The organism is Variovorax sp. Soil_C_26 (assembly GCF_057657075.1).
In genome coordinates this window covers 230,689-251,108 of sequence record NZ_JBDGJC010000006.1, presented here as the reverse complement: position 1 = coordinate 251,108, position 20,420 = coordinate 230,689, and the positions used below count along the sequence as shown (strand labels likewise).

Below are 20,420 nucleotides of genomic sequence, written 5' to 3'. Positions count from 1 at the left end.
TTGGGGACGAAAAGGCGGTCAGCCCTTGACGGCGCCTGCCGTGAGGCCGGTGATGATCTGCTTGGCCGCCATGAAGGTGAAGATCAGCGGCGGCAGTGCGATGAGCACGCCGGCGGCCATGATCTTTCCCCACTCCACGCCGGTGTCGGTGATGTAGTTGGAGATCGACGCGGGCAGCGTGCGGGTGACGCGGTTGGTCAGGATGAAGCTCAGGATGAACTCGTTCCATGCCAGGCGGAAGGTGAAGATCGAGGCGGCCGCCAGGCCCGGCTTGAGCAGCGGCAGCACGATCTTCCAGAACACCTTGAACGGCCCGCAGCCGTCGATGGCGGCGGCCTCCTCGAGCTCGATCGGCAACTGGTCGATGAAGCCGTACAGGAGCCAGATGGTGAAGGGCAGGTTCAGCGCCACGTACACCAGCACCACGCCGGACAGCGTGTCGCCAATGCCCCAGGCCGACCAGATCACGAACACCGGCACGGCCAGCACCGCCGGCGGCAGCGTGCGCAGGATCAGCGTGGCGTGGCCGAGCGGATCGCGACCGAGAAAGCGGAAGCGCGCCATCGCATACGCGCACATCGTGCCGAGCATCAGCGTGATGAGCGTCGAGGCGACCGAGATCTTCAGGCTGTTGAGCAGGTAGCGGTCGATGTGCCCGTCTTCGACCACCGAGCGGTAGTTGTCCATGGTGGGCATGAAGAGCCACGACCACTGGCTGTCGAAGATCTGCGCTTCGGTCTTGAGCGACGCGAGGACCATCATCACCATCGGCATCAAGCACACGAGCGCCAGGACGCCAAGCACGGTGTAGTGCAGCGGCGAGCCGCGCGGAGGGGCGAGTTCTGTGGAGGTGCTCATCGACGGGCCGTGCTCTTCAGTGGGTTGGAGATGAGGAGAATCGCCAGCGACAGCGCCCCCACGATGACCAGCAGCAGGATCGACAGCGCCGCCGAGTAGCCGAGCTTCTGGCTGATGAACGCCGCCTTGTAGATGTGCAGCGAGAAAAGCTCTGTGCTCAGGCCCGGGCCGCCGAAGGTCATCACGTAGACCACCTCCAGCCCGCGGAAGCCGTCGATCATGCGCATCAGCAGCGTGACGATCAGGATCGGCTTGATGATCGGCAGCTTCACCCGCACGATCTGCTGCCAGGTCGTGGCGCCGTCGATGCGTGCCGCCTCGATGACGCTCGAATCGAGCCCCTGCAGCCCGGCCAGCACCATGATGAGCACGAATGGCGTCCACTGCCAGATGTCGGTCAGCACCATCGCGCCGAAGGCGGTGGCCGGCTCCGCGAGCCAGGCGCGCGGCTCGATGCCGATGGCGTCGAGCCATAGATTAAAGGGCCCGAAGTTGGCATCGAACAGGTAGCGCCAGATCAGGCCGACGCAGATCGGCGCGATCATCATCGGCAGCACGAAGATGGTCCGGAAGAAGCGCATGCCGCGCACCGGCTTCTCCAGGAAGAGCGCCAGCGCCACGCCCAGCACCATCTCGCAGGCGACGGCGATGACCACGAAGGCCAGCGTGATGCCCATCGACGTCCACACCTGCGACGAGCCCAGCATGTCGGTGAAGGCCCTCAGCCCGACCCAGCGGGCCGTCTCCCAGTCGGTGCCCAGCGGCCAGTCGTAGAAGCTCAGCCGCACCGCATCGATGATCGGGTAGGCCAGGCCGACCACCATGACCAGCACCGCCGGCAGGATGTAGGCGTAGGGGACGAAGCGGGCGAGGCGCGCGGAATTCATCTCACGCCTTCAGCCAGCCGCCTCTGCGCAACACGCTCTCGGCGTCCTTGACCACCGCATCCAGGGCCTGCTTGGCGGGCTTGCTTCCGGTGATCACGTCGGGCAGCGCCTGGCCGAGGATCTGCTGGCTGATATGGTCCCATTCGGGGATCAGCGGGCGCCAGTCGGGGTTGCAGATCTTCAACGACTCGCGCAGCGCGGGCAGCTCGAGCGGGTACTTGCGCGCGACGTCTGCGTTCTCGGTCGTGCTCACGCGGTTGATGTTTCCGCCGGCCAGCGCGAGCTTCACGTCGGCCTGCTTGCTGGTCATCCATTGCATGAACAGGAACGCGGCTTCCTTGTTGCGCGCGTTCTTGGGAATCGCCATGGCGAAGCCGCCGCTTTGCGCCGAGTGCTGCACGGCCTTGGGGTGCAGCGCGTAGCCGATCTTGCCGGCCACCTTGCTTTTGGCCGGATCCTGCGCCGGACCGAAGACCGACACCGAATCCAGGTAGAAGGCCGCCTGCCCCTGCAGAAACGCGTTCTGCATCTCGCCGAAACCATAGCTCGGGATGCCTGACGGCCCGGTTTCGACGATCTCCCTGAGCACCTCGGCCGCACGCACGCCCGCCGGGTTGTTGAAGGCGGCGCGCCAGTCCTTGTCGAACACCTCGCCGCCATGGGGCGTGAGGTGCATCAGCCAGGCCGCCGTGACCTGATGGCCGGTCTGGCCGCGCGAGGTCAGGCCGCCGATGCCTTCCTTGTCCTTGATGACGTGGCAGGCCTTGAGCAGCTCTTCATAGGTCTTGGGCACCGCGAGCTTGTGCTTCTCGAGGATGTCGGCGCGGTAGCCGAGCACGCCGGTCTCGGCGCCGAACGGAATGCCGTAGGGGCGGGCGCCGGGGCCCGGCAGGTACATCTTCGGGCCGCCGACGAGGGCGTTGGTGTCCCAGTATTTCGGGATGATGTCCTTCTGGTCCCAGGCCGGATCGGCCAGCGCGGCATTGTTGAAGAAGGGGTCGAGCGGCTCCAGCAGGTCTTTCTTGACGTACTCGGTCTTCCACATCACGACGTAGACGATCACGTCGTAGTCGCCGTTGCCGCGCTTGCCCATCTCGAGCACCTGCTTGTCCTTCATGCGCAGGTACTGCATCTTGTCGCGCTCGACCTTGATGCCGGTCTCCTTCGTGAACTCGGCGAACAGCTTCTCGGCCTGGTCGTAGTGCGGATGGGCCGGGTAGTTGACGACGATCGTCTGGCCCTTGTACTTGGCGTAGCGGTTCTGTGCGAGGGCGTGGACCCAGGGTCCGAGCGCGGCGCCGGCGGCGGCGCCCTGGATCAGTTGACGGCGTTTCATGGTGTTGTCTCCCCGTGGTGATGATGGTGGTGGAACTACGCGAGGCGCAGCGAGCGTCCGTGGCCGCCGGCTTCGAAGGCGAAAAGGTCGTCCAGGTGCGCATGCGCGACGACTGCGGTGCCCGTTGCTGCACCGTGGTTGCCCGCGGCGACCAGCACGACCTGCGTCTTCGCGTCGCCGCGCACGGTGCAGTTCAGGACGCTCTCGGTGCCGAGGTATTCGCACACGCCCACGTCCAGCGGCAGCACCAGCGCATCGCGCCCCGGCTCGCCGAAACGCAGCGACTGTGGCCGGACGCCGACCACGACGGGCTGGCCGGTCAGGCGGCCGGCGGCCGCGTGCATCGATGCGGGCACCGGGCAGCGAAACGTCTCGCCGATGAACTGCAGGCCGGCATCGCCGCCGACCACCCGCGCATCCAGGAAGTTCATCGACGGACTGCCGATGAAGCCGGCGACGAACTGGTTCAGCGGCTGGTTGAACACCTCGTCGGGCGAACCCATCTGCTGGATCCGGCCCTGGTCCATCACGACGATGCGGTCGGCGAGCGTCATGGCCTCAACCTGGTCGTGCGTCACGTAGACCGTGGTCTTGCCCAGGCGCCGGTGCAGCATCGCGATCTCGATGCGCATCTGGCCGCGCAGCTTGGCGTCCAGGTTGGACAGCGGCTCGTCGAACAGGAACACCTTGGGTTCGCGAACGATCGCCCGGCCCATTGCCACGCGCTGGCGCTGTCCGCCCGACAGTTCCTTGGGCTTGCGCTGCAGCAGGTGCGTGATGCTCAGCACGTTGGCTGCGGCCTGCACCCGCTCTTCGATCTCCGCGCGCGGCACGCGGGCCAGATCGAGCGCGAAGCTCATGTTCTGCGCCACGTTCATGTGCGGGTACAGCGCGTAGTTCTGGAACACCATCGCGATGTCCCGGTCGGCCGGCGTGGCGCGCGTGACGTCGCGGCCCTCGATCACGATGCTGCCCTCCGACGGCGCTTCCAGGCCCGCGATCATGCGCAGCGTGGTCGACTTGCCGCAGCCCGACGCGCCGACCAGCACGATGAACTCCCCGGCCTCGGCCGAGAGATCGATCTCGGCCACGACCGGCACGTCGCCGAAGCGCTTGGCAATGCCGCGAAGCTCCAGGTAGCCCATGGTTAGCGCCCCCCCATGGTGGCCGCAGCGGATGCCTGCGAGGGCTCGGGGCTGTCGAAGGTCAACTCGATCAGCAAGCCGACCGGATCGGTCAGGAAGATCTGGTGCAGTGGCGCGCCCGGCACCGGCGCCTCAGACCAGTCGACCCCCTGCGCACGGAGGTGAGCCCGTGCGGATTCGAGGCCGCGGGTGCGCAAGGACACATGGTTGAACTTGCCGGTCGGCAAGGCCGGCAGGACCGCCGGCTCGCCCGCGGGCTCGTTGCCGGCCAGGTGGATGACCGGGTTTTCGCCCGCGTACATCCAGGCGCCCGGAAACGGAAAGTCGGGCCTTGGCCCCTCGCGCAAACCGACCACGCGACCATAGAAGTCTTTCAGCGCCGGCATGCGTTCGGGGCTCACGCGCAGCGTGAAATGGTCGAGATGAAGAACTTCCAAACCGCCTCCTGACGTTCAAGTAGTCAGGTCATCATACAAATCAGCCCCTGGTACGGAATCCGTACTAACCCGGCGAGCCTTTGCGGGCCGCTCAGCGCGGCGTGATGGAATCCACGTCGCGCACGAGATCGCGCGCGAGCGCGGCGCCCTCCTGCTGCCAGAAGGCGGGTGCGGCCTGCTCGATGCGGCGGATGGCGTTGTCCATGTGCTCGCGCGCCGCCAGCCGCGCCGCGGGGCCGTCGCCGGCCTCGATCGCCAGGACGATCTGCCGGTGCTCCTCGCGCACCTCGCGTGCAAAGTCGGCGCGGCGCGCTTCGTTGGCGCGGGTCACGCGCGTGGCGCCCTGCAGGAAACGCCCAAGGTACTGCAGGGTGTCGAGCAGGAAGGGGTTGCGTGCCGCCTCGGCCACGCAGCGATGAAAGGCCACGTCCTCGCGCACGCCGTCGCCGCCGGCGGCGACGGCCTTCTCGATCGCTGCCACGGCCTGGCGGATGCGGCGCACGTCGTCGCGGGTGCGCCGCAGCGCCGCGAGTTCGGCCACCTCGGCTTCCATCGCGCGGCGCGCCTCGGCGATCTGGATCACGGCTTCCTTCGAGCCCGCATCGCGGCCTTCGAAGTTCAACGGTGGAATGCCTGCTTCGCGCACATAGACGCCGCTGCCCTGGCGCGAATCGACCATGCCGAGCGACTTGAGGCGCGACACGGCTTCGCGCACGACGGTGCGGCTGACGGAAAACTGCTCGGCCAGCGCGACTTCCGTCGGCAGTTTGTCGCCCGCGACCAGTCGGCCCGATCCGATCTCGGAGGCCAGCGCATCGGCGACCTGGTCCGACAGGCGCGCGCCGGGCGTCAGCGACTGGAATCGGCTTGCCATACAGTGGGGTGGAAATTCATCGTACAACTTTAGCCTATGTCTTTACATTTGCCACCCGATCTGACTGCGCTGCTGCGCGCGTGGGGCCCGCGCTGGCACCATGACATCGCGGCCGGCCGTGACGCCATGCTCGCGGCCTGGACCCCGCTGCTGGAGGCCGCGCCGCCCGCGCCGGGGCGCGTCGCGCGCGACGTGCCCTACGGCCACGACCCGCGGCAAGTGCTGGACGTGCATGCGCCGGAGCGCGCGCGCGATGCGCCGGTGCTGGTGTTCGTGCATGGCGGCGCCTTCGTGCGCGGCGACAAGCACATGACCCCGCAGGTCTATGCCAACGTGCCGACCGAATTTACGCGCCACGGCTTCGTTGCGGTCAACGTCGAGTACCGCCTCGCTCCGCAGGCCGCCTGGCCCGCTGGCGCGGAAGACGTGCGCGACGCGCTCGCGTGGGTTCAGCAGAACATCGGCCAATGGGGCGGCGACGCACGGCGCATCTTCCTGATGGGCCACTCGGCCGCCTGCGCGCACTGCGCTACGGCGGCCTGGGACGATGCGGTGCGGCCCCTCGGCGGGCTACCGCTGGCCGGGCTGGTCCTGGTGAGCCCGCGCGTGACGGCCGACGTGCGGCCCGAGAACCCGAATGCGCACGGCGTGCGCGCGTACTACGGCGACGATGCATCGCGCTACGAAGAACGCTCACCCATGGGCCGCGTCCGGCGCGATGCGCCGCCCACCTTCGTCGCGGTCGCGCAGTACGAAAACCCGCTGCTGGACTTCCAGGCCTTCGAACTCGCCCACCGGCTCGCGCAGGCGGCCGATGCACTGGGCGCACCGATGCCGCGCTTCGTGCAGGTCGCCGACCACAACCACATGAGCATCGTCACGCAGTTCGACACGCCGCACAACCAGCTCGGCGAGGACATTCGCGACTGGTGCGCGCGCGTCGAGCGCGGCGAGTTCAGCGCCCGCTAGGAGGCGACAACCTTCAGCCGAGCGCGTGCCGCGCCGCCTTGGCGATGCTCGCGGCATCCACCCCGAAGAAGCCGCGCAGCGCCGCGCGCGTGTCGCTGCGCCCGAACCCGTCGGTGCCGAGCGTGAGGTAGCGGCGCCCCTCGGGCAGGAAGGCGCGCACGCTCTCGGGCACGGCGCGCACGTAGTCGGTGGCGGCGATGATCGGGCCCTTGCCGGCGCCGAGCTGCCGTGCCACGAAGGGCGTGCCGGCCTCCTTTTCGCCCGCCATCGCGCGCTGCTCGCAGGCGAGCCCGTCGCGTGCCAGCTCGCTCCAGCTCGTGACGCTGAACACCTCGGCCTCGATGCCTTCTGCCGCCAGGAGCTGCGCGGCCTTGATCACCTCGGTGAGGATGGCGCCCGAGCCCATCAGCGTGACCTTGCCGCTGCTCTTCTTCGCCTTGCCCTTCGCGGGCGCATACGCAGCGAAGCGGTAGCACCCGCGCAGGATGTCGCCTTCCGCGCCCGCGGGCACGTCGGGCTGCGCGTAGTTCTCGTTCATGAGCGTGACGTAATAGAACACGTCCTGCTGCTCGACCATCATCTCGCGGATGCCGGCATCGACGATCACGGCCATCTCGCCGGCGAAGGCCGGGTCGTAGGCCTTGCAGTTGGGAATGGTCGCGGCCACGAGGTGGCTGCTGCCGTCCTGGTGCTGCAGGCCCTCGCCGCCGAGCGTGGTGCGGCCCGACGTGGCGCCCAGCAGGAAGCCGCGCGCGCGCTGGTCGGCCGCGGCCCAGATGGCGTCGCCCACGCGCTGGAAGCCGAACATCGAGTAGTAGATGTAGAACGGCAGCATCGCGAGGCCGTGCACGCTGTAGCTCGTGGCGGCCGCGGTCCAGCTCGCGATGGCGCCGGCCTCGCTGATGCCCTCCTCGAGGATCTGGCCGTCGGTGGCTTCGCGGTAGCTCAGCACCGAGCCGATGTCCTCGGGCGCATAGCGCTGGCCCACGCTCGAATAGATGCCGACCTGCTTGAACAGGTTGGCCATGCCGAAAGTGCGCGCCTCGTCGGCCACGATGGGCACGATGCGCGGGCCGAGCGCCTTGTCCTTGAGCAGGTTGCCGAGCAGCCGCACGAAGGCCATGGTGGTGCTCATCTCCTTGCCGGCGGCCGCGGTGGCGAACTGCGCGTAGCCCGCGATGTCGGGCTTGGGCACCACGTCGCAGGCGGTCTCGCGCCGCGGCATGGCGCCGCCGAGCGCGGCCCGTCGCTGGCGCAGGTACTGCATCTCGGCGCTGTCTTCGCTCGGGCGGTAGAAGTCCATCGCGGTGGCCTGCGCATCGCTCAGCGGCAGGCTGAAGCGGTCGCGGAACTCGATGAGGTCGACGTCGCCCATCTTCTTGTGCGAGTGCGTGGTCATCTTGCCCTGCGCGGCGCTGCCCATGCCGTAGCCCTTCTTGGTGTGGGCAAGGATCACGGTGGGGCGGCCCTTGTGCGCGGCGGCCGCGGCATAGGCGGCATGGATCTTCACGAGGTCGTGGCCGCCGCGCTTCAAGCGGTCGATCTGCGCGTCGGTCATGCCCTGGGCCAGGCGCGCGAGCTCGGGGTTCTGGCCGAAGAAGTTGTCGCGGTTGAAGCGGCCGTCCTTGGCCGCGAAGGTCTGCATCTGGCCGTCCACCGTGCCGGCAAACGCGCGCGCGAGTGCCCCGCTCGCATCCTGCGCGAAGAGCCCGTCCCAGTCGCTGCCCCAGATGAGCTTGATGACGTTCCAGCCGGCGCCGGCAAAGAGCTTCTCGAGCTCGTCGATGATGCGGCCGTTGCCGCGCACCGGGCCGTCGAGGCGCTGCAGGTTGCAGTTGACGACCCACACGAGGTTGTCGAGCTTCTCGCGCGCGGCCAGCGTGAGGGCGCTCATCGATTCGGGCTCGTCCATCTCGCCGTCGCCGAACACGCCCCACACCTTTCGGCCCTCGCAGCCGAGCAGGTTGCGGTGCGTGAGGTAGCGCATGAAGCGCGCGTGGTAGATCGAGCTGATCGGCCCTATGCCCATCGAGCCGGTCGGAAACTGCCAGAAGTCGGGCATCAGGTACGGATGCGGATAGCTGCACAGGCCGCGCGCGCCGCTGCCGTCGGTGAACGCGGGCGCGGTGAGTTCCTGGCGGTAGTGCGCGAGGTCTTCTTCGCCGAGGCGGCCTTCTAGAAAGGCGCGGGCGTAGACGCCGGGCGCACTGTGCGGCTGGAAGAACACGAGGTCGCCGAGATGTTGCCCACCACGCGCATGGAAGAAGTGGTTGAAGCCGGTCTCGAACAGGTCGGCCGCGCTCGCGTAGCTCGCGATGTGGCCGCCGAGTTCGCCATACGCCTGGTTGGCCTTGGCCACCATGGCAAGCGCGTTCCAGCGCATCAGCGAAGCGAGCTTCTCCTCGATCGCGAGGTCGCCGGGAAAGGGCGGCTGGTCTTCCACGGCGATGGTGTTGACGTACGGCGTGGCCAGTTCGGGCTGCCAGCCGATGCGCTGCTGGCGCGCGAGCCGCGCCAGTTCGTCGAGCATCTGCCGCGCGCGCAGCGGGCCGTGGACCTGCGCGAGCGCCAGGAAGGACTCGCGCCATTCGGCGGTCTCGGCGGGGTCAGGGTCGTGCGAGAGCGTTTCGTCGAGGAGCAGCGCGCGCATCTGGTCGGCGGAAATCGGGGCGTTCATGCGAGCACTTTAGGCTGCATCGCGGCGAATTTGCTACCGCCACACGCAAGTCCTTGCCAACGTAGCGGCATAAAATTCTCCAGATACCCATATTTGCAGAATTTCATGCAACTCGACACCATCGACCTGCGTATCCTCGACGAACTGCAGCGCGACGGCGCGCTGTCGAACGTCGAGCTCGCGCGCCGCGTGCACCTGTCGCCGTCGCCCTGCCTCGCGCGCGTGAAGGCGCTCGAGGCCGCGGGCGTGATCGACCGCTATGTCGCGCTGGCCAATGCCAAGGCGCTGGGCCTCGGGCTCAACGTGTTCATCTCGATCAGTCTCACGACGCAGAGCAAGCAGTCGCTGGCCGACTTCGAGCAGCGCATCGCCGAGCACGACGAGGTGATGGAGTGCTACCTGATGACCGGCGACAGCGACTACCTGATCCGCATCGCGGTGGCCGACATGGCGGCGCTCGAGAAGTTCATCCTCGAGCAGCTCACGCCGATCCCGGGGATCGAGAAGATCCGCTCGAGCTTTGCCTTGAAGCAGGTCAGATACAAAACGGCGCTGCCGTTGCCGGTAGCGCCGTTGAAATAGAAGCCCGCCAGCCAGCCAGCCCGTAGGCTGGTGGTGCTGCTTACAGGCCGATCAGGCCGCCATCGTCCTTGGTGATGACCACGGTGGCCGAGCGCGGACGGGCGCTGCCGCCGTCGGGCCAGTGGCTGATGAACGGCGCCGTGAGGGAGCCGGTGCCTTCGCCCGGGTGCTGGATGTTCACGAATAGCGCGCGGCCATCACCCGATTCGGCGATACCGGTGATTTCACAGTCGGCTGGGCCGACCAGGAAGCGGCGCAGGCCTTCGGTGCCCGGCGCCTTGCCGACGAAAGTGTTCTGCGTGCGCGTGGTGGCACCGTCGACGTTGGTGATCGCCTTCGCACCGCCGTCGCCCACCTCGCCCGGCAGCGCGGCGAGCAACATGCAGTTCGTGACGTCGGTGTAGGCGCCATCGTCGGTTTCCAGCCACAGCAGGCCGGGTGCGGCTTCGCTGAACCACAGTCCGTCGGGGCTCGAGAAGTCGTTGTCGTCGGTGAGCTGCGACAGGTTGACGTCAGCCGGTGCCGTGGCGCGCGCGCCGAACAGGTAGACGTCCCACTTGAAGCTCAGCGCGGCCGGGTCGGCGTTGTCGTCGGCAAAGCGCACGATGTGGCCGTTGGGGTTGCCCTTCTGGTCGCTGGCGCCCTTCTTGTCGTTGTAGAAGCGCGGGTTGGCCGCATCGGTCTTGTCGATCGGCCGCGCGCTGGCATTGGTGTTGGTCAGCGTCAGGTAGACGTCGCCGGTTTTCGGATTGACCGAGGCCCACTCGGGGCGGTCCATCTTGGTGGCGCCAGCGATGTCCGCCGCCAGGCGGGCATTGATCACCACGTCGGCCGCGTCGGCGAACGGGTAGGGCGCGCTCGCGGCGTGGATGCCGTTCACGCCGATCGCGAGTTCGAGCCAGACACCGGTTCCGTCGGCATGAAAGCGCGCGACGTAGAGCTTGCCGTCGTCCATGTACTTGTCGCCGGCCGCGATGCCGCCGCCGACGTCGGCCGCGTCCCAGGCCTTGGTGGAGACGAACTTGTACATGTACTCGTTGCGCGAGTCGTCGCCCATGTACCAGACCAGCGGCTTGCCGACCACGACCGGGCCGAGGCAGGCGCCTTCGTGGCCGAAGCGGCCGAGCGCGGTGCGCTTCTTGGGCGTGCTCGACGGGTTGATCGGATCGATCTCGACCACCCAGCCGTAGGTGTTGTGGCCATTGCGGTAGTCGTCGGTCGCGGAGGCGCCCTTCACCTCGGTGTTCCAGCGGCCGTAGAGGTCGTCGGCCGTGTCGGGCGTGACGGTGGCCCAGAGCTCGCGGCCGTTGCTCGCCACGCCGTAGCGGCTGAACGACGTGAGTTCCTTCGCCGTTCGCGCGGCATTGTCGTTTGCGGCGATGCGGCGGAAATAGCCGGCCCAGTTCTCTTCGCAGGTCAGGTAAGTGCCCCACGGCGTGGTGCCGTTCGCACAGTTGTTGAGCGTGCCGCGCGTCTTGCTGCCGTCGCTCGAGTACTTGGTCTTCAGGTAGTCGGTCTTGGCGGCCGGGCCCGAGAAGTGCATCTCGGTGAGTGTGTGGATGCGGCGATTCAAGCGCGAATCCTGCTTGTAGTTCCAGCTGCTGCCGTCCTTGTTGACTTCGACCACGCTGACGCCATGCACGTAGAACTCGCGCAACACTTCGTCGGCGCTGGTGCGCACGGCCGCAGAGCCCGAGCCCGAGATGGTCTGGCCGGTCGGGTGCAGGAACAGCGGCGTGATCGCTTCGTGGTTCATCACGAGCAGGCCGCGCGAGGCGTTCTTGGCGTCCCACTTGTCCGATGCATCGATGCCGAAGAACGTCATGCCGTCGTGGTGGTCGCCGGCGCGGCGGTCGAAGGTGGCCGGATCGTCAGTGCCGTCGTTCTTGTAGGCAGGCACGCCGGGAGCGATCGGGTCGCCCAGGCGGTACAGCACGCTGGCGGTGTAGCCGGCGGGCACGGACACCACGTCGGCCAGGCTCTTGGCCACGGGATTGAAGTTCAGCTTCATCGGTGCCGGCGCAGGGCCGGGCGCCGGTGCGGGGGCGGGCGCCGGAGCAGGCGGGATGATCGGGAAAGCCACGCCGCCGCCGCCGCTGCCGCCGCCGCACGCCTGGAGCAGCGCGGTACCGGCGGTGCCGACACCCAGCCCGAACAGGTGGCGGCGGCTCAGGCGCGACGCGACCAGGTCGGTAAAGGATGGGTTCGAGGTGGGGTTGGTGCCGATGTCGTCGAGGTCGATGCCGTTGGCGTCGGTGCGATTGTTTGCGGTCATGCGCAATGCTTTCGTGGGTTGAAAAGAAACAACCCACGACGGTAGGCACTTCGTATGACGGCCAGATGAAAGCCTCGCTCCCGCATCAGCCCGACCGGGCCGATCCAGTGCACCCGTGGAACCGGCTTTGCCGGGCCACCGGGTGCGCCCCCCAGTGGGGGGAGGCGCCGCAGGCGCTTCGGGGGGCGTCCTAGCAGGCTGCTGAAGTACCAGGCACGCGGAAGGCGCCCAGCGCATTGAAGGGACGGACTTCTGCCAAGGCCCGCATGCGCACCAAGTTGTAGGCGGCGGAGCCGACCCCTTCCTGGGCGTGGCGAGCCGCAAAGCGACCAAGCGCAACAGCCGAGCAAGGCGGTGCCGCTCGCTCAATTTGCTGCGACGCGCTTGTTCTCGGGAAATGGGATGGTCAGCGTTCAGGCCCGCGTGGCTCGGCTTGTTGCGCTTCCCGGATTTGAACGCTCGGCACATCGCCACGTTCGATGCGCTCAGCCACTGTCTCACGCACGCGGGCCATGACGGCCGCCCGTTGCTTCCCGTTCAGTCCATCGGCCACGGCCCTTGCTTCGCAGGCCTGGACGTAGCCATAGGCCGGGGCAAGCTCTGGGTGCTTCTGCGTGGCCTTCTCCGGGCTGTCCTGGCGGAAGGACTGCGCCCGGTCCAGGTTCAGCGGATTTTGCTTTGGATCATCTTTCGATACGCCGGATCCGTATTCATCCGTTTGGCGTGTTCGAGCATCTTGTTGCCCAGCTCCCGCAACCAGGCTGGGTGGCTCTCGTCCTGCTGCTTGGAGGTAGAAGCCGGCCGAGTAGCGGCCTGCTCGGTGGCCTGCGTCGAGTGCGGTGGCGAGTCTTGAATGAATGTCTTCACGAGTACCTTCCTTTTCCAGTTCACGGATGCTCTGCCATCCTTCATGCAGTTTTTCCCGTCCGGGGTTGTTGTCCAGCACCGATAGGCCAACCCGATCCCCGAACCGCTCTCTTATCTGACGCAACCCCGCGGGCAAGTTCCCCTGAATGTCGGCCATCACGCTGAGCGAAGCGCCCCGGCCGTTGTTCGGATCCAGATAGCGCATATTCGTGCGGTCCAAGGCCACCTCTGGCGCGACGTGGACGGCAACAACCCCAACCTTAAACCCGTTTCCTAGTGCCTGCTCGATCTTTTGCATGGTCGGCTCAGGCCGGCTCATCTGGCCTTCAAACACCATCGCTGCCGAGCCTTCTGCGACAGCACCCGCAACTGTCGATGACTTCCCAGCACCGGGAATGCCGGTGACAAACACCACAGAATCTCGGCCAGGCTCCGGCCCCTTGTCCACCATTCGGCGGAACTGCTCTGACGACAAAACGGCCGCCGCGTTGTGCACCGCCCCATTGAGAGCCGAGCGACTTTCGCGCGACTGCGCAAACCCCGGCATCTGCTCTTTGAAGCTGTCCGCGCAGACATAGCGGCCACCGTAGGTATCTGGCCGCGCCGCATAGTCGGCCAGCACCGTCTCCGTGTGATTGGTGGCCAGGTCGATGGCTTTTGCCTCGGCCTCGACCTTGGCGGGATCAGTGAACCCCCTGAGCGCAATCTGTTCCATTCCCTATCGCTCAGAGTGCGGCAGGCCGCCATGGACTCTGCCCTGATCCCCGCTTGCAAGTGCCACTACAGATAGCTTTTTCTTTTTCAATTTCCACCCCTTGAACCATAGCGAATCAAGCATAGCGCCGAAGGCACCGATGTCGATGAGGTGCGACGTACAAAGTTGCCTGTTCATGGTTCTGTCCTGACAGGCTGCTGAAGTACCAAGGCATGCGGAAGGAGCCCAGCGCATTGAAGACGGCCTTCTTGTGATTTCAGGGTGCGCCCATCGTCCAGCACGGACAACTGGTCAACCTTCTTGATGCCGCGCACCATCACCTGCCGGACACGCCGACGGACTTGACCCAGCCCGCACACGAATGCGGGACAGCGGATGGTCGGCGAGTAAGTATTTCAGCCGCGTGCTAGGGAACCGGTGTCTGGCGCGGCCACAGCGCCCAGAGGCGCAGCGGCTGGTTCATGCTTGCGGCGAAGCGCCCGGCGTCGGGACCGGTGCCCGCGAAATAGTCGGCGCGCACCGCACCGACGATGGCGCTGCCGGTGTCCTGCGCCACCACCAGCTTCTGCAACTGGGCGGCCGGGCCGCTGGAGGCCAGCCAGACCGGCGTGCCGTAGGGAATGCTCTCGCGGTCGACCGCGATCGAACGCCCCGCGGTGAGCGGCACGCCCTGCGCGCCGCGCGGCCCGAAGGCGGCGTCGAGCTCGTTCAGCGCCTCTTCGCGGAAGAACACGTAGCGCGGATTGCTCCACAGCAGCTGCGTCAGGCGTTGCGGGTTCTGCGCCGCCCAGGCCTTGGTGTCGTCAGGCCAGCGGCCGACCTTCGTTACGCCTTGCGACATCAGCCATTGCTGCACGCTGCGATAGGGCTGTTCGTTGGTGGCCGCGTACGCCACGCGCACGGTGCGCTGCACGCCACCGGGCTCGGTGATGCGCAGCCGGCCGGAGCCCTGGATGTGCAGCATCAGCGCGTCGATCGGGTCGGCCATCCAGGCGATCTCGCGGCCGCGCAGCGCGACCTGGGCGTTGGGCAGGGTGTCGATCTCCTGCCGGGTGTACCAGGGCCGGCGCGGCACCAGGCCCTCGGGCGCCCGATAGATCGGCACGTTGAAGGTGGCGGTCGGCACGCGCGAGGCTTCATATACCGGCTCGTAGTAGCTCGTGAGCTTGCCTTCGCTCGCGCCGGCCAGCGACTCCACGCGGTAGGGCTGGAGCCGCTCGGTCATCCAGCGGCGCTGCTCCTCCGGCGTGGCAATGGCAAGCTCGCGCACTTCGCGGCACAGCGGCGCGAAGGCCGCATTGGGCCGCGCGCAGTTGGCGAGCAGCGCAATCCAGGCCTCGTGCAGCGGATCGTCGCTGAAGCCCGGCAGCTCCGACCAGCCGACCGGCACCCACCGGCTCTTGGGGTGCGCCATCGAGCCGGTGAGCGGGCCGAGGTCGCGCGGGGGCGTGACGACCACGGGTGGCGCCGCCGGTGTTTGGGGCGCGCGCGGGCTGACCGAACAACCTGCGATCGTTGCTACGATTGCAAGTCCCGACAGCCACTGGAGTCTTTTTTTCATGGGTTTGATTTTGCTCGAAGCCCTTCTGGCCGGGCTCGTGCTCATCCTGATCGTCTGGTGGACCATGTTCTCGGGCCGGAAAAAGGGCGAACTGCACGACGAGGACGGCGCCGCCGACGACAAGGCGCCCGACGAACGGAAGCCGCCGCATCAAATGTGAATTTCTTCTGTAGCCGAAGACCGCGGCGGAATGTCGGAGATTCGCTCTATCGCTATTACTTTAGTAGCAATCATCGCAGTATTCATGGGGTTCTTGCAATGGTTTTCTACTTTCAAGCAATTCTGGAAGGCCGTACCATCGCATGCTTGCCGAGGCTAAGCTGTGTCCCGCCTGATTCAACCTTGAAAGGGATCACCATGAAAAAGTTCGTACTCGCCACTTCCGCCGCCGCCCTCGTCCTCTCCGGATGTGCCGGCATGTCCGACACGCAGCGCAACACCGGCATCGGCGCCGGCATTGGTGCGCTCGGCGGCGCGGCCATCGGCTCCGCCACCGGCGGCAACCGCGGCGCGATCGGAACCGGTGCCGCAGTCGGCGCCGCCGCCGGCGCGCTCGGCGGCTACCTGTGGTCGCAGCGCATGGAAAACCAGAAGCGCCAGATGGAAGCCGCCACGCAGGGCACCGGCGTGGCCGTGACCCAGACGCCGAACAACGAGCTCAAGCTCGCCATCCCGAGCGACGTGTCGTTCGACGTGGGCCGCTCCAACATCAAGTCGAACTTCGCACCGGTGCTCGACCAGTTCGCGAGCGGCCTGCGCGGCAACCCGAATGCCGAGGTGCGCATCATCGGCCACACCGACAGCACCGGCTCCGACGCGATCAACAACCCGCTGTCGGTCGACCGTGCCGCGAGCACGCGCGACTACCTCGTGGCGCGCGGCGTGAGCGCCGCCGCGTTCCGCATCGAAGGGCGCGGCTCGCACGAGCCGGTGGCCAGCAACAACACCGAAGCCGGCCGGGCGCAGAACCGCCGCGTCGAGATCTACGTGGGCGAGCGCGCGCCGCGGGGTTGATCGAACGGTAACCTGGCACAGTCAAAATAAAAAGCCGGCCGGGCGGAGCGGCCGGCGCTCCATTGCCATCGTTTCAATGCTCACAAAGAGGGGAAACTCATGAGGAAGTTTGTTGTTTCGGGTGCGGCTGCGGCCGCATTGTTCGTTGCGGGCTGTGCTTCGCAGCAGTCGACGGCACCAGGCCAGGCCGCCGCACCGGCGGACGGGCAGGCCACCACCGCCGCGCCAGCCAACAGCTGGACCGCGCGCCTGGAGGCGCTCAAGGCCGAGCTGGAGGCTTCGACCAAGGGCACCGGCATGGTGATCGAGCAGACCACGGACAACCAGCTCCACCTGGTGATTCCGAATGAAATGTCCTTCGACGTGGGCCGCGCCAACGTGAAGCGCAATCTTGCTCAGGTCCTCGACAAGGTGGCCGAAGGCCTGCGCAGCGCCGCCGCCGCGAGCGTGCGCGTGGTCGGCCACACCGACAACACGGGCAGCGAAGAAGGCAACGAGCGCCTCTCGGTGAGCCGCGCCGACAGCGTGCGCAACCACCTCGTGGCGCGCGGCGTCTCGACCACCGCAGTGACGACCGACGGCCGCGGATCGCGCGAGCCGCTCGCCGACAACGCCACACCGGCCGGCCGCGCACAGAACCGCCGCGTCGAGATCTTCGTCGCCGAGAAGAGCTGAACCTCCTGGCAGCCTGCTAGAGGTCCCTGAGGCGGTTGGCCAGCTCGACCGCCGACTTCACTTCCATCTTGTCGAACACGCGCGCGCGGTGGACCTCCACCGTGCGCACGCTGATCGCGAGCTGATCGGCGATCAGCTTGTTCGGCAGCCCTTCGACCACGAGCCGCATCACGTCGCGCTCGCGCTCGGTCAGTTCGGCGATGCGCTCGACAAGCCCGCGCCGGGCCTGCTGCCGTTCGAGTGCGCGCAGCGACGCCCCGAGCGCCTGTTCGATGCGGTCGACCAGCGCGTTGTCCGAGAACGGCTTTTCGCAGAAATCGAAGGCGCCGCGCTTCACCGCGTCGACCGCGGTCGGCACGTCGGCATGGCCGGTGAGAAAGATCACCGGCATCGCCGCGAGCAGCCCGCGCTCGGCCAGCCGGTCGAACAACACGAGCCCGCTGGTGCCGGGCATGCGCACGTCGAGCAGCAGGCACAGCGGCTGCGCGGGCAGCGGGCCCTCGGCCAGCCGCTGCTCGAAGGCTTCGGCGCTCGCGAAGTGCTCGCTTTCGAGACGGCGCGAGCGCAGCAGCCAGGCCAGGGCCTCGCGCACGCTGGCGTCGTCGTCCACGATAAAGATCAATCCATCGATCAGCGGTTGCATATCCATTCCATGAACGGCCGTGTGCCGTTCTTCTTCATGTGCTCGGCAGGGTAAACCGGAACACCGTGCCCCGGGGCTGATTGGGCTCGAACATCAGCACGCCGCCATGCTGCTCGACCACGGTGCGGCACAGGCTGAGGCCGAGCCCCATGCCGTCCGCGCGGGTGGTGAAGAACGGCGTGAAGAGCCGGCCCGCCACGTCGTGGCTGATGCCGCAGCCGAAATCGGTGACCGAGAATTCGAGCCAGCGCCGCACGTCCTCGGCGCCCGAGGAACCGCCCACGGCCACCGCGCGCGCCACGCGCAGCCGCAGCAGCCGGCGGCCGCTGTCGGGCGCGTCCATGGCCTGCATCGCGTTGCGCGCGAGGTTGAGCAGCACCTGCTCGACCAGCGTACGGTCGCACATGACCGCAGGGAGCCGGTCCTCGAACACCACCTCGATGCTCACGCCGAGCTTGCGCGCCTGCAGCCGCACCAGCGGCAGCACCGCGTCGATCAGCGCCTGCGGCGCCACGGCCTCGCGCGTGCGGTCGCGCCGCCGCACGAAGTCGTGCACGCTGCGGATCACCTGGCCGGCACGGTCGGCCTGCTCGGCGATGCGGCGCACGGCCATCGCCACTTCGGCCTGCGGACCGCTCGCCTGCGGCCCGAGCATGTTGAGCGAGCCGGTGGCATAGCTGGCGATGGCCGCCAGCGGCTGCGTGAGCTCGTGGCTCAGCAGCGAGGCCATCTCGCCCACCGTGGCGAGCCGCGCGCTGGCCTGCAGGCGCTCCTGGCTGGCGCGCGAGAGCTCTTCGATGCGGCGCTGCTCGCTGATGTCGATGAAGGCGCTCATCCAGCCTGTCTGCACGCGCTGCGCGTTGATCAGCGGCGCCTCGAAGATCAGCACCGGAAAGCGCGTGCCGTCCTTGCGCATGAAGACCGATTCGAAGCCCTCGCGCGGCGGCATGCCGCCCGCGAGGCGCCGCACCTGCCGCTGCTGGTATTCGTGCGCCAGCTCCGTGGGCCAGTACGGCGCCTCGATCGACGCGCCGCTGCCGGCCATGAGTTCCTCGGGCGTGAAGCCGACCATCTCGCAGAAGGCCGGGTTGACGTAGGTGATGCGCCCCTGCAGGTCGCGCGCGCGCAGGCCGGTGATGACCGAGTCTTCCATGGCCTTGCGGAATGCGAGCGCGTCGGCAAGGTCGCGCTCGGCGCGCAGGCGCCGCCGCGTGTCGCGCGCGAGCAGCACCAGCACCGACACCAGCGCGATCGAGATCGCGGTGACCAGCCCCGTGAGCACGTTCGGGAACAGGTCGGGCGCCGCGCGCCAGCCATCGACGCGCAGCATCAGCGCGTTGCCGGGCAGGTCGATGAGTTGCTGCGAGGTGAAGACGCGCGTGCCGGTGCGGCGCGAGGTGCCGAGCGCCGCCAGGCGCGTGCCGTCGGTTTCGGTGAAGGCTACTTCCTGGCCGCGCGTGAGCGCGGGTCCGACCAGCTCGATGAGCGTGTCGCGCAGCGAGTAGCTGGCCACGAGGAAGCCGCCGGCGTCCATCGGCACGCAGAGCTCCATCACCTCGATGCCGGCGCCGGCGAGCACCGGCACGTAGTGGCTCGGCGAATAGGCGGGCGCGCCGAGCTTGCGCGCGGCCGCGCAGGCCAGCGCCACGTCCGGCTGGCCGGCGCCGCGGCTCGCGTCGTCGATCAGCCGCGTTCGGTAGGGCGTATTGGCCGCGGCAAGCGGGCGCAGCGCCGCATCGCGCCATTCGAGCCGCAGCCACTCGCGGTGCTCGCGCAACAGCGCGGCCGCGGCCTCGGTCCAGTGCGCGCGGTCGATGCCCAGGGCCTGGGTGGCGCGCAGGCTCTGGCCATTGCGCTGCAGCCCGGTGCGCAGGTCGGCCACCGCATCGCTGGTGTCGCGGTCGAGCGCCGCCTGCACCTGCTCCACCTCGTGCCGCCCCGCGAGCCAGACCACGGTGACCAGCAGCGCCGACACCAGCACCGCCAGAATCAGCCAGAGGAACCAGCGCTGCCACAGCGAGCGCAGTCGCACGAAGGCGGAGGTCGCCCAGCGCGGCGGCGCGACGCTCAGGGCCTGCATCAGAGCACGCAGTGCGACAGCGCGGGCAACTGCGCGCGCATGCGTCCGGCCTGGCCGGCGTCGATGTCGAACAGCACCACGCCTTCGCCCTCGGCCTGCTGGGCCACCACCGAGCCCCAGGGATCGACCACCATCGACTGGCCCCAGGTCTGGCGGCCGTTCTCGTGCGTGCCGCCCTGCGCGGGCGCCACCACCCAGGCCAGGTTCTCGATGGCGCGGGCGCGCAGCAGCACTTCCCAGTGCGCGGCGCCCGTCGTGCGCGTGAACGCGCTCGGCACCAGCAGCAGGTCCGCGCCCTGGCGAGCGAGCGCGCGGTAGAGTTCGGGAAAGCGCAGGTCGTAGCAGACGCTCATGCCCACGCGCCAGCGGTGGCCGTCGCGCGAAGGCAGGTCGAACACCACGGGTTCGCTGCCCGGCGCGATGACACGGCGCTCGTCGTAGCGCTCGGCCCCGTTGTCGAAGTAGAAAAGATGGATCTTGTCGTAGCGCGCCACGCAGCGGCCCTCGGGCGAGTAGGCGAGCGAGCTGTTGAACACGTGCTCGGCTTCGGGGCTCTCGATGGGCAAGGTGCCGCCGACGATCCAGAGCCCGAACGTGCGTGCGGCATCGGCGAGGAAGTCCTGCACCGGGCCCGATCCGGCGGTCTCGCGCAGGCCGAGCTTGTCGGTGTCGCGTGTGCCCATCGTGCAGAAATATTCGGGCAGCACCGCGAGTTCGGCGCCGGCGGCCGCCGCCGCCGCAAGCAGCTCGTGGGCGCGCCCAAGGTTGGCTTCGCGGGTGATGGCCGAGACCATCTGGAGGGCTGCGACTTTCATGGTGAGGTCT

18 protein-coding genes are annotated in these 20,420 nt (G+C 67.9%); 5 read left to right on the top strand and 13 right to left on the bottom strand.

Annotated features, from left to right (window positions below; genetic code table 11):
- Nucleotides 1-18 precede the first annotated feature (18 nt).
- From AC3A6G_RS18950 to AC3A6G_RS18925, 6 genes are all read right to left on the bottom strand, one after another.
- Nucleotides 19-858, bottom strand: a complete 840-nt coding sequence (locus AC3A6G_RS18950; protein ID WP_487874324.1) for a carbohydrate ABC transporter permease — start codon at nucleotides 856-858, stop codon at nucleotides 19-21.
- Nucleotides 855-1,745, bottom strand: coding sequence for a carbohydrate ABC transporter permease (locus tag AC3A6G_RS18945; protein WP_487874323.1), 891 nt, complete (start codon nucleotides 1,743-1,745; stop codon nucleotides 855-857). Before AC3A6G_RS18945 ends, AC3A6G_RS18950 begins: the two co-directional genes overlap by 4 nt.
- Before the next feature lies 1 nt (nucleotide 1,746).
- Nucleotides 1,747-3,081: an ABC transporter substrate-binding protein gene (locus AC3A6G_RS18940; protein WP_487874322.1), complete on the bottom strand. Its 1,335-nt coding sequence runs from the start codon at nucleotides 3,079-3,081 to the stop codon at nucleotides 1,747-1,749.
- 35 nt (nucleotides 3,082-3,116) lie between these two features.
- The gene (locus AC3A6G_RS18935) at nucleotides 3,117-4,226 is read right to left on the bottom strand and encodes an ABC transporter ATP-binding protein (protein ID WP_487874321.1); all 1,110 of its coding nucleotides are present in this window, start codon (nucleotides 4,224-4,226) and stop codon (nucleotides 3,117-3,119) included.
- A gap of 2 nt (nucleotides 4,227-4,228) precedes the next feature.
- Nucleotides 4,229-4,663 (bottom strand): VOC family protein, encoded by a 435-nt coding sequence (locus tag AC3A6G_RS18930; RefSeq protein ID WP_487860876.1) that lies wholly within the window; start codon nucleotides 4,661-4,663, stop codon nucleotides 4,229-4,231.
- 91 nt (nucleotides 4,664-4,754) lie between these two features.
- Entirely contained in the window at nucleotides 4,755-5,537 is a 783-nt protein-coding gene (locus AC3A6G_RS18925) for a FadR/GntR family transcriptional regulator (protein WP_487860875.1), read from the bottom strand.
- Nucleotides 5,538-5,573: 36 nt separating this feature from the next.
- On the opposite strand from AC3A6G_RS18925, the gene AC3A6G_RS18920 reads away from it, so the two are divergent.
- Entirely contained in the window at nucleotides 5,574-6,506 is a 933-nt protein-coding gene (locus tag AC3A6G_RS18920; protein WP_487874320.1) for an alpha/beta hydrolase, read from the top strand.
- Nucleotides 6,507-6,519: 13 nt separating this feature from the next.
- Here the strand turns inward: AC3A6G_RS18920 and mdeB are convergent, their stop codons facing one another.
- Nucleotides 6,520-9,183, bottom strand: coding sequence for an alpha-ketoglutarate dehydrogenase (gene mdeB, locus AC3A6G_RS18915; RefSeq protein WP_487874319.1), 2,664 nt, complete (start codon nucleotides 9,181-9,183; stop codon nucleotides 6,520-6,522).
- Between the two features lie 105 nt (nucleotides 9,184-9,288).
- Between mdeB and AC3A6G_RS18910 the strand changes: the two genes are divergently transcribed.
- The gene (locus AC3A6G_RS18910; protein WP_487860872.1) at nucleotides 9,289-9,765 is read left to right on the top strand and encodes an Lrp/AsnC family transcriptional regulator; all 477 of its coding nucleotides are present in this window, start codon (nucleotides 9,289-9,291) and stop codon (nucleotides 9,763-9,765) included.
- 40 nt (nucleotides 9,766-9,805) lie between these two features.
- Here AC3A6G_RS18910 and AC3A6G_RS18905 read toward each other — a convergent pair whose 3' ends face one another.
- The 3 genes from AC3A6G_RS18905 to mltA all read right to left on the bottom strand — a co-directional run bounded on the left by AC3A6G_RS18905 (nucleotide 9,806) and on the right by mltA (nucleotide 15,183).
- Nucleotides 9,806-12,040 carry a PhoX family protein gene (locus AC3A6G_RS18905; protein ID WP_487874318.1) on the bottom strand — a complete coding sequence of 745 codons (2,235 nt, stop codon included), beginning with the start codon at nucleotides 12,038-12,040 and terminating at the stop codon, nucleotides 9,806-9,808.
- 406 nt (nucleotides 12,041-12,446) lie between these two features.
- Nucleotides 12,447-13,622, bottom strand: a complete 1,176-nt coding sequence (locus AC3A6G_RS18900) for a zeta toxin family protein (RefSeq protein ID WP_487874317.1) — start codon at nucleotides 13,620-13,622, stop codon at nucleotides 12,447-12,449.
- Between the two features lie 406 nt (nucleotides 13,623-14,028).
- The gene (gene mltA, locus AC3A6G_RS18895) at nucleotides 14,029-15,183 is read right to left on the bottom strand and encodes a murein transglycosylase A (RefSeq protein WP_487874316.1); all 1,155 of its coding nucleotides are present in this window, start codon (nucleotides 15,181-15,183) and stop codon (nucleotides 14,029-14,031) included.
- Here mltA and AC3A6G_RS18890 point away from each other — a divergent pair.
- From AC3A6G_RS18890 to AC3A6G_RS18880, 3 genes are all read left to right on the top strand, one after another.
- The gene (locus tag AC3A6G_RS18890; RefSeq protein ID WP_487874399.1) at nucleotides 15,071-15,343 is read left to right on the top strand and encodes a hypothetical protein; all 273 of its coding nucleotides are present in this window, start codon (nucleotides 15,071-15,073) and stop codon (nucleotides 15,341-15,343) included. The two genes, mltA and AC3A6G_RS18890, sit on opposite strands and share 113 nt — an antisense overlap.
- 197 nt (nucleotides 15,344-15,540) lie before the next feature.
- Nucleotides 15,541-16,197 (top strand): YiaD family glycine zipper/OmpA-like lipoprotein, encoded by a 657-nt coding sequence (locus AC3A6G_RS18885; RefSeq protein ID WP_487860866.1) that lies wholly within the window; start codon nucleotides 15,541-15,543, stop codon nucleotides 16,195-16,197.
- Nucleotides 16,198-16,296: 99 nt separating this feature from the next.
- On the top strand, nucleotides 16,297-16,872 hold the full coding sequence (locus AC3A6G_RS18880; RefSeq protein ID WP_487860865.1) for an OmpA family protein: 576 nt from the start codon (nucleotides 16,297-16,299) through the stop codon (nucleotides 16,870-16,872).
- Nucleotides 16,873-16,888: 16 nt separating this feature from the next.
- Here AC3A6G_RS18880 and AC3A6G_RS18875 read toward each other — a convergent pair whose 3' ends face one another.
- From AC3A6G_RS18875 to AC3A6G_RS18865, 3 genes are read right to left on the bottom strand one after another with little or no spacing between them, the layout of a single operon-like run.
- Entirely contained in the window at nucleotides 16,889-17,515 is a 627-nt protein-coding gene (locus AC3A6G_RS18875) for a response regulator transcription factor (RefSeq protein ID WP_487860864.1), read from the bottom strand.
- Nucleotides 17,516-17,549: 34 nt separating this feature from the next.
- Nucleotides 17,550-19,595 carry a two-component system sensor histidine kinase NtrB gene (locus AC3A6G_RS18870; protein WP_487864554.1) on the bottom strand — a complete coding sequence of 682 codons (2,046 nt, stop codon included), beginning with the start codon at nucleotides 19,593-19,595 and terminating at the stop codon, nucleotides 17,550-17,552.
- Complete coding sequence (locus AC3A6G_RS18865; RefSeq protein ID WP_487864553.1) at nucleotides 19,595-20,410, bottom strand: carbon-nitrogen hydrolase family protein; 816 nt, start codon at nucleotides 20,408-20,410, stop codon at nucleotides 19,595-19,597. The genes AC3A6G_RS18870 and AC3A6G_RS18865 overlap by 1 nt, the downstream gene beginning before the upstream one ends.
- Nucleotides 20,411-20,420: the final 10 nt, after the last annotated feature.

Bases quoted from the DNA above. Each gene is read 5' to 3' on its own strand.
- AC3A6G_RS18900 (WP_487874317.1), bottom strand. From the start codon at position 13,622: ATGGAACAGATTGCGCTCAGGGGGTTCACTGATCCCGCCAAGGTCGAG.
- mdeB (WP_487874319.1), bottom strand. From the start codon at position 9,183: ATGAACGCCCCGATTTCCGCCGACCAGATGCGCGCGCTGCTCCTCGAC.
- AC3A6G_RS18950 (WP_487874324.1), bottom strand. From the start codon at position 858: ATGAGCACCTCCACAGAACTCGCCCCTCCGCGCGGCTCGCCGCTGCAC.
- AC3A6G_RS18925 (WP_487860875.1), bottom strand. From the start codon at position 5,537: ATGGCAAGCCGATTCCAGTCGCTGACGCCCGGCGCGCGCCTGTCGGAC.
- AC3A6G_RS18875 (WP_487860864.1), bottom strand. From the start codon at position 17,515: ATGCAACCGCTGATCGATGGATTGATCTTTATCGTGGACGACGACGCC.
- AC3A6G_RS18935 (WP_487874321.1), bottom strand. From the start codon at position 4,226: ATGGGCTACCTGGAGCTTCGCGGCATTGCCAAGCGCTTCGGCGACGTG.
- AC3A6G_RS18870 (WP_487864554.1), bottom strand. From the start codon at position 19,595: ATGCAGGCCCTGAGCGTCGCGCCGCCGCGCTGGGCGACCTCCGCCTTC.
- mltA (WP_487874316.1), bottom strand. From the start codon at position 15,183: ATGAAAAAAAGACTCCAGTGGCTGTCGGGACTTGCAATCGTAGCAACG.
- AC3A6G_RS18945 (WP_487874323.1), bottom strand. From the start codon at position 1,745: ATGAATTCCGCGCGCCTCGCCCGCTTCGTCCCCTACGCCTACATCCTG.
- AC3A6G_RS18885 (WP_487860866.1), top strand. From the start codon at position 15,541: ATGAAAAAGTTCGTACTCGCCACTTCCGCCGCCGCCCTCGTCCTCTCC.
- AC3A6G_RS18880 (WP_487860865.1), top strand. From the start codon at position 16,297: ATGAGGAAGTTTGTTGTTTCGGGTGCGGCTGCGGCCGCATTGTTCGTT.
- AC3A6G_RS18920 (WP_487874320.1), top strand. From the start codon at position 5,574: ATGTCTTTACATTTGCCACCCGATCTGACTGCGCTGCTGCGCGCGTGG.
- AC3A6G_RS18905 (WP_487874318.1), bottom strand. From the start codon at position 12,040: ATGACCGCAAACAATCGCACCGACGCCAACGGCATCGACCTCGACGAC.
- AC3A6G_RS18865 (WP_487864553.1), bottom strand. From the start codon at position 20,410: ATGAAAGTCGCAGCCCTCCAGATGGTCTCGGCCATCACCCGCGAAGCC.
- AC3A6G_RS18940 (WP_487874322.1), bottom strand. From the start codon at position 3,081: ATGAAACGCCGTCAACTGATCCAGGGCGCCGCCGCCGGCGCCGCGCTC.
- AC3A6G_RS18910 (WP_487860872.1), top strand. From the start codon at position 9,289: ATGCAACTCGACACCATCGACCTGCGTATCCTCGACGAACTGCAGCGC.